The organism is Microvirga arsenatis (genome assembly GCF_009910705.1).
GTDB classification, from domain to species: domain Bacteria; phylum Pseudomonadota; class Alphaproteobacteria; order Rhizobiales; family Beijerinckiaceae; genus Microvirga; species Microvirga arsenatis.
Genome location: NZ_JAAAXJ010000049.1, coordinates 1 through 4,554, shown reverse-complemented (window position 1 = coordinate 4,554; position 4,554 = coordinate 1). Strand labels below are relative to the sequence as shown.

General features: G+C 67.2%; 3 protein-coding genes and 1 tRNA gene. 2 read left to right on the top strand and 2 right to left on the bottom strand.

Features of this window, described 5'->3' with window-relative positions:
* The first annotated feature begins 7 nt into the window (after nucleotides 1-7).
* Nucleotides 8-84: transfer RNA gene (locus GR303_RS24090), tRNA-Met, on the top strand.
* Nucleotides 85-172: 88 nt separating this feature from the next.
* On the opposite strand, the gene GR303_RS24085 is transcribed toward GR303_RS24090, so the two are convergent.
* Nucleotides 173-3,091 (bottom strand): bifunctional diguanylate cyclase/phosphodiesterase, encoded by a 2,919-nt coding sequence (locus GR303_RS24085; RefSeq protein ID WP_161724835.1) that lies wholly within the window; start codon nucleotides 3,089-3,091, stop codon nucleotides 173-175.
* A 298-nt stretch (nucleotides 3,092-3,389) separates the two neighbouring features.
* Here GR303_RS24085 and GR303_RS24080 point away from each other — a divergent pair, with 298 nt between their 5' ends.
* Nucleotides 3,390-4,301, top strand: coding sequence for a hypothetical protein (locus tag GR303_RS24080; protein WP_161724838.1), 912 nt, complete (start codon nucleotides 3,390-3,392; stop codon nucleotides 4,299-4,301).
* A gap of 48 nt (nucleotides 4,302-4,349) precedes the next feature.
* On the opposite strand, the gene GR303_RS24075 is transcribed toward GR303_RS24080, so the two are convergent.
* Nucleotides 4,350-4,554 (bottom strand): single stranded DNA-binding domain-containing protein (locus GR303_RS24075; RefSeq protein ID WP_459076687.1); only part of this gene is annotated, 205 nt, incomplete at its 5' end.

Sequence of the window (4,554 nt, the reverse complement as noted above, 5' to 3'; positions counted from 1 at the left end):
TGCATGGCGCGGGGTGGAGCAGCCCGGTAGCTCGTCAGGCTCATAACCTGAAGGTCACAGGTTCAAATCCTGTCCCCGCAACCAAACACACAAAAGCCCCCAACGGTCAAAACCAAAAGGGGGCTTTTTAATGCTCGGACTCTTGGTGTGCGTCGAGCAAAGGCTGAAGACCTCACAGCCCTCGCAGCAGCAAAGGCGGCACCCCGCAGCCCGGCACCGGCACGGAATACAAGAACCCCTGCCCATCCTCGCAGCCCAGACGCCGCAGATGCCGCTCCTGATCCCGGCTCTCCACACCCTCCGCGGTCACCCGAAGACCAAGGCTCCGTCCAAGCCCGATCACCGCCCCAACGATCACCTCGTCGTCGCCGTTCTGGCCGAGGTCCTTGATGAAGGCGCGGTCGATCTTCACGTGGTCCACGGGGAAGTGCTTGAGATGCATGAGGGATGCATAGCCAGTCCCGAAGTCGTCCAGAGCGATGCTGACGCCGGTGTCCCGGAACTGTTGCAGGATGGTCGAGACGCCCTCGGCGCTGCGACCGAGGAGCACGGTTTCCGTGATCTCCACCTCCAGGCGGCTTGGTGGAATGCGGGCGCCCTGGAGAACATCCAGGATCTCCTCCACCAGCCGCGGCTGGCTGAAATCGGCGGAGGAAAGGTTCATAGCGATCCGGCCGATCTCAAGGTTGCCGTCGAGCCACTCGCGCATGTCGCCTACGACCTTGGCGACGAGCTGGCGTCGGATCGCGGGCGCAAGATCCGCATCGTCGAAGGCAGCCCCGAAATAGGCCGGCGTCAGAAGACCCTTGCTGGGATGATGCCAGCGGGCCAGCACTTCGAAGCCGACGATCCTGCCCGTCTCGAGAGAAACCTTGGGCTGGTAGAAGGGGATCATCTGGTCCCGCGCCAGCGCCTCGCGCAGATCCGCTCCGAGCGCGACGCGCTCCTCGATCTCGCGCCGCATGAGGGGCGAATAGGTCAACACCCGGTTGCGGCCCTGGGCCTTGGCCCGATAGAGCGCGATATCGGCGTTCTTCATCAGCTCCGCAGGTTCGAAGTGATGCTCCGGAAAGGCTGCAACGCCGATGCTGGCGCGGCTTGAGACCACGCGCTTCTTATAGGTGAAGGGTTCGCGCAGCCGCGCCACCAGGCGGCCGGCGAGGTCGGCGGCATCCTGCAACGTGTAAGGATCGAGCACCAGGATGGCGAACTCGTCGCCCCCGAGCCGGGCCACCGTATCGCAGCTTCGGATCATGGCCGAGAGCCGCGCCGCCGTCTCCTTGAGAAGGGCGTCTCCCGCATCGTGGCCGAGGGTGTCGTTGACGTCCTTGAAGTCGTCGAGGTCGATCAGGAGGAGATTGACGCGCGACTGCTGCCGCTTGGCATCCGCCAGGGCCTGCTCGAGCCGCTGGTGGAAGAGTCCCCGGTTCGGGAGGCCGGTCAGGGAGTCGTGATTGGCGGTCCGCCAGATCTCCTCCTCCGCTACCCTGCGCTCCGTGATGTCGAAGGTGACGCCGACCAGGCGGTTCGGAGAGGCGAGTTCCGCGCGGGAGCCCAGCCAGATCACCTTGCCGCTCGGCAGGATGTAGCGGAACTCGGAGGCGTAGGATCCCTGCGCCTTGGCCTGTTGAGCAAAATGCTGACGGAGGCCCCGATCCTCCGGGTGGACTCTCTCGAGGAACTCGTCGAGCGTGCCGGACCCGATGCCGAGCAGCGCCACCGTATTCTGGGAGCGTGTGACGTAGTTCGTGGTGAGGTCCTGCTCCCAAGCGAACATGCGCCCTGCATGCAGCGCCAGACGCAGCCGCTCCTCGCTGGCCCGGAGCTTCTCCTCGGCCTGCTTGCGGTCGTGAATGTCGGCAAGGCTGCCAACCCACTCCCGGATCGATCCGTCCGGGTTCCTGACCGCGACCGCGTTCGCCAGCATCCAGCGGTGCTCGCCGTCGGCGAGCCGGATGCGGAACTCGTTTTGGTAGGCACTGCCGGAGGACAGCGCCCATTGCCAGGCCGCTCTCACCCTGGCGCGGTCCTCGGGGTGAACCGCATCGAGCCAGTCCATGCCCCGATACGAGGTCTCCGCCAGGCCCCCCGCGTCGAGCGCACCCTCGATATGGGTGAGCATGCCCTCCGGCGTGGCGAGCCAGAGCATGACGGCGCTCGCCTCCAGCAGGGCCCTGTAGCGCTCGCGGCTCTCGGCCGCCAAGGCTTCGGACTCCTTCCATGCGTGGATGTCCGTATAGGTGCCGAACCAGCGCTCGATGGCGCCGCGCGCGTCACGGGCCGGCAGCGCACGGGCCAGCATCCAGCGGTACTCGCCGGAATGATGCCGCAGGCGGCAGGTGGCCTCATAGGGCTCGCCCGTCTGCGACGCATGCTGCCATCGTGCCAGAACTTCTTCCCGGTCGTCGGGGTGGATCATCTCGATCCAGCCCCGGCCCAAAGCGGATCCGGGCGATGCGCCGGTGAAGCGGTACCAATGCGCGTTGGAATATTCATCATGCCCGTCGCTGCGCGACGACCACACCATCTGGGGGAGAGCATCCGCGAGTTGGGCGAACGGGTCCTGCTCCAGGGCCAGACGCTGCTCCGCCCGGCGGAGCCTGAGCAGGTTCATGACGGCTCGCGCCAGGGCGGCGAGGGTCTCGGCCTGCTCGGGCGTCAGACCCTCCGGCCGGGCCGTGCGATCCATGGCGCAGACGGTGCCGAGCGGCAGCCCCTCGTCCGTCCGAATGACGGCTCCGGCATAGAAGCGGAGCGCGGGCCCGCTGCGGCTGAACGGGTTGCCGGCGAAGCGGGGATCCTTTCGGGCATCCGGAACGATCAGCAGGCCCGGCTGGAGGATCGCCTGGGCGCAGAAGGGGGGAACGGCTTCGCCGGCCTCCAGGCCGACGACGGCCTTGAACCAGTGCCGGCCCTCGTCGATGAACGTGATCAGGCCGACCGGAGCCTGGCAGAGCTGCGCAGCCATCCTCGCGATGTCGTCGAAGGCCTGCTCGGGCTCGGTATCCAGGATGTCGAAGCGGCGCAGGACCGCCAGGCGCTGGGCCTCGGACCAGGCGGGAGCAGGGATCTTGACCGTCAGATCCGTCATCGCAGGCTAGCCTTTCAATGACCGTGCTGAGGGAGAGGGTCGCAGGGAGGAGAACGGCGCACCGGAGAAAGCATGAATGCTGTATCGCCTCAGTATGGGTTTGGTGTTGTCCGAGGGCTGTACATGAGAATGCTCCCAAAAACTGAATTTTTAATTTCATCTTTTGCCGCAGCGTCTTTCTTTTCCGTTGAGGAAAGGGATTTGCCGGAAGGCATGCCGCGCCCTGGGTCGGGATCCAATCCGGCGTCCGGAGGGTTGTGACTGCACAGCGGCGCCCTGGCTCGGATGGCTCACAGGCATGGAGATCGCAGCGGCCTTTCAGGTCACATCCTCGGACGATGAAGACCGGCCGGGAGCCTATGCGGCTTTCCCCTACGACCGCGAGCTGGTGCGGCGCTTCCGGTCGGCCTTCCCCCGGGCGCGCTGGCGCGAGGAGGGGCAGCGATGGTTCGTGCCCGGCACCACGGCCGTGCAGCGGCTCGATGCCTGGATGGCGCAGGAACTGGACACCCTGGACCGCCATGCGGACGCCAAGGGACGCGACGCCTATGCCTTCGACCCCCTGGAGAGCCCCTACCTCACCCCCGGCAAGGACCTGAGGGTGCGTACGCCCTATTCGCGGACGGTGGTGGAGGCCCTGCGGGCAATCCCCTGGGCGCGCTGGGATCCCGAGGAGCGGGTCTGGCATGTGCCGTTCCGGTCCTATGAGGCCCTGAAGGCGCGCTGGCCCGAGATCGAGGAGGCGGCCCGGCGCAACGAGCCGGACGCCCGCCGCAGACGCCGGGAGGAGGGGCGGGGCCATGTTTCCGAGGAGGCGGCGCGGTGGCAGGCGGAGCGCCGGCGCAGGCGCTACCCGGTGCCCGGCGACGACCTGCCGCCTCTCGGGTTTCCGCTTGCCACGGCGGCATGGGGGGTTGTGGTCGTCGAGGACATTGGAAGCGAGCCCATCCGCGAGCCCGAAGCGGCTGAGCTCTACCCCCATATGCGCAGCGACCCCGCCCGCTTCGTCTGGGCGCGCTGGCGAATGCCCAGCCTCCAGGAGGTGTATCGCACGCGGCCTTCCCGCGAGGAGGTGGAGCCCGAACTCCGCTCCGCCCGGGGCTGGTGGTGGGCGAGCCGCGACGAACTGAGGGAAAGGGCGCGCAGGCTGCGCGAGATGGAGCGCGCCCAGCGCGCGCGGGACCGGGCCAAAGCATCCCTGGAGGCATAAAAAATCCGGGCGTGGAGCCCGGATTTTCTCAATGCTTGCGTGCCGCTCTCAGAACGGGATGTCGTCGTCAAAGTCGCTGTGCCGGGAGCTGCCGGCCGGTTCCGGCCTGCGCTCCATGGGGGAGGTCCGTCCGAAATCGCCGCCGCTTCGGATCTGGCCCTGCTCCTCGTCGGCATAGTCGGAGGAGCCGCCGCCGCGGCTGTCCAGGATCGTCAGCTCGCCGCGGAAGCGCTGCAGCACAACCTCCGTGGTG